This is a genomic window from Kribbella swartbergensis (genome assembly GCF_054784135.1).
The window spans coordinates 1-3,411 of the sequence record NZ_BAAGPM010000088.1; the positions used below are offsets into that span (position 1 = coordinate 1).

At 55.7% G+C, this 3,411-nt stretch carries 2 rRNA genes; both read left to right on the plus strand.

Going from position 1 to position 3,411, the window contains the following annotated elements:
* The first annotated feature begins 29 nt into the window (after positions 1–29).
* Positions 30–3,157 (plus strand): 23S ribosomal RNA (locus tag ACYVOK_RS36190).
* A gap of 169 nt (positions 3,158–3,326) precedes the next feature.
* A 5S ribosomal RNA gene (rrf, locus tag ACYVOK_RS36195) occupies positions 3,327–3,411 on the plus strand; the annotation flags it as partial.

Sequence of the window (3,411 nt, forward strand, 5' to 3'; positions counted from 1 at the left end):
TTGTAGCGATTTTGTTTGTTTTGTTGTTGTGACAAGCTACTAAGGGCAATCGGTGGATGTCTAGGCACCAAGAGCCGATGAAGGACGTTGGAGCCTGCGATAAGCCCCGGGGAGTTGGCAACCAAGCTGTGATCCGGGGGTGTCCGAATGGGGAAACCCAGCTGGCATTCTAAAGCCAGTTACCAGTGCCTGAACACATAGGGTTCTGGAGGGAACGCGGGGAAGTGAAACATCTCAGTACCCGCAGGAAGAGAAAACAATAGTGATTCCGTGAGTAGTGGCGAGCGAAAGCGGATGAGGCTAAACCATGTGCGTGTGATAGCCGGCGTGCGTTGCGTATATGGGGTTGTGGGAGCATTCAGACATCAATGCCGTGGTGTCAGGGAGTTATAAATCATTGTTGAAGCCGAATCTTCTGGAATGTTGAGCCGTAGTGGGTTATGGCCCCGTAGGTGTAAGACAGTGACTTCCGAGTGTTTTCCCAAGTAGCACGGGACTCTTGAAATCCCGTGTGAATCTGGCGGGACCACCCGCTAAGCCTAAATACTTCTTGGTGACCGATAGCGGACTAGTACCGTGAGGGAAAGATGAAAAGTACCCCGGGAGGGGAGTGAAATAGTACCTGAAACCGATTGCCTACAATCCGTCGGAGCGTCTCCTTTGTGGGGTGTGACGGCGTGCCTTTTGAAGAATGAGCCTGCGAGTTAGTGGTGTGTGGCGAGGTTAACCCGTGTGGGGTAGCCGTAGCGAAAGCGAGTCTGAATAGGGCGTTTGAGTCGCATGCTCTAGACCCGAAGCGGAGTGATCTATCCATGGGCAGGTTGAAGCGCGGGTAAGACCGCGTGGAGGACCGAACCCACCAGGGTTGAAAACCTGGGGGATGACCTGTGGATAGGGGTGAAAGGCCAATCAAACTCCGTGATAGCTGGTTCTCCCCGAAATGCATATAGGTGCAGCGTCGCGTGTTTCTTACCGGAGGTAGAGCACTGGATGGTCTAGGGGGCTTACCGGCTTACCGAAATCAGCCAAACTCCGAATGCCGGTAAGTGAGAGCGCGGCAGTGAGACTGCGGGGGATAAGCTCCGTAGTCGAGAGGGAAACAGCCCAGATCACCAGCTAAGGCCCCTAAGCGATTGCTAAGTGGAAAAGGATGTGGAGTTGCCCAGACAACCAGGAGGTTGGCTTAGAAGCAGCCACCCTTGAAAGAGTGCGTAATAGCTCACTGGTCAAGTGATTCCGCGCCGACAATGTAGCGGGGCTCAAGCAATCCGCCGAAGCTGTGGCATTCATACTTGTACTCGGCTGTGCTCTTCGGAGTGTGGTCCAGGTGTGTGGATGGGTAGGGGAGCGTCGTGCAGCGTGTGAAGCAGCCTAGTGATGGAGTTGTGGATGCTGCACGAGTGAGAATGCAGGCATGAGTAGCGAATGACGGGTGAGAAACCCGTCCGCCGGATGATCAAGGGTTCCAGGGTCAAGCTAATCTGCCCTGGGTAAGTCGGGACCTAAGGCGAGGCCGACAGGCGTAGTCGATGGACAACGGGTTGATATTCCCGTACCGGCATTAACACGACCCGACCGAACCCGCTGATGCTAAGCCAACTAAGCCATGATGTCTTCGGATGGATTGGTGGCGTTGGTGACCCGAGGTGGTAGTAGGTGCACTGAGGAGTGACGCAGGAGGGTAGTCCAACCGCGGCGATGGTAGGCGCAAGCTGATCCGCGGGCAAGGTGGTAGGGCGAGGCATAGGCAAATCCGTGTCTCATGTGCCTGAGAGCCGAGGCGGACCCGTTTAGGGGAAGTGGATGATCCCATGCTGCCGAGAAAAACTTCGCAGTGAGTGTTAGAGCCGCCCGTACCCCAAACCGACACAGGTGATCAGGTAGAGAATACCGAGGCGATCGAGTGAACCATGGTTAAGGAACTCGGCAAAATGCCCCCGTAACTTCGGGAGAAGGGGGGCCGGATCCGTTAGGTGACTTGCTCACCGAAGCGGTGAAGGCCGCAGAGACCAGGCCCAAGCGACTGTTTACTAAAAACACAGGTCCGTGCGAAGAAGTAATTCGATGTATACGGACTGACGCCTGCCCGGTGCTGGAACGTTAAGGGGACAGGTTAGCTGGTTTCGGCCGGCGAAGCTTTGAACTTAAGCGCCAGTAAACGGCGGTGGTAACTATAACCATCCTAAGGTAGCGAAATTCCTTGTCGGGTAAGTTCCGACCTGCACGAATGGCGTAACGACTTGGGCGCTGTCTCAACCATGGACTCGGCGAAATTGCATTACGAGTAAAGATGCTCGTTACGCGCAGCAGGACGGAAAGACCCCGGGACCTTTACTACAACTTGGTATTGGTGGTCGGTACAACTTGTGTAGGATAGGTGGGAGACTGTGAAGCTCGGACGCCAGTTCGGGTGGAGTCATCGTTGAAATACCACTCTGGTTGTTCTGGCTGTCTAACTTTGGTCCGTTATCCGGATCAGGGACAGTGCCTGGTGGGTAGTTTGACTGGGGCGGTCGCCTCCTAAAAGGTAACGGAGGCGCTCAAAGGTTCCCTCAGCCTGGTTGGCAATCAGGTGTCGAGTGTAAGTGCACAAGGGAGCTTGACTGTGAGACAGACATGTCGAGCAGGGACGAAAGTCGGAACTAGTGATCCGGCGGTGGCATGTGGGAGCACCGTCGCTCAACGGATAAAAGGTACCCCGGGGATAACAGGCTGATCTTCCCCAAGAGTCCATATCGACGGGATGGTTTGGCACCTCGATGTCGGCTCGTCGCATCCTGGGGCTGGAGTAGGTCCCAAGGGTTGGGCTGTTCGCCCATTAAAGCGGCACGCGAGCTGGGTTTAGAACGTCGTGAGACAGTTCGGTCCCTATCCGCTGCGCGCGCAGGAGACTTGAGAAGGGCTGCCCCTAGTACGAGAGGACCGGGGTGGACGAACCTCTGGTGTGCCAGTTGTTCCGCCAGGAGCACGGCTGGTTGGCTACGTTCGGGAGTGATAACCGCTGAAAGCATCTAAGCGGGAAGCACGCTTCAAGATGAGGTCTCCCACCGGGTCAACCGGGTAAGGCCCCCAGCAGACCACTGGGTTGATAGGCCAGAAGTGGAAGCACGGCAACGTGTGGAGCTGACTGGTACTAATAGGCCGAGGGCTTGTCACACACCCACACATCGTGTGGGCAACAAGTTTCAGGCTGCGCTACGAAGTAACTCGCGTCCACTGTACGGTTCCCGAAATACGGTCAACCTCAGCAACCAACACCCCAACCCCTCACCGGGAGCGGGTGTTGTGATCGAGCAGTAGTGGGTTGGTTGATATTTTCATAGAGTTTCGGTGGCCATAGCGTCGGGGAAACACCCAGTCTCCATTCCGAACCTGGAAGTTAAGCCCGACAGCGCCGATGGTACTGCGACC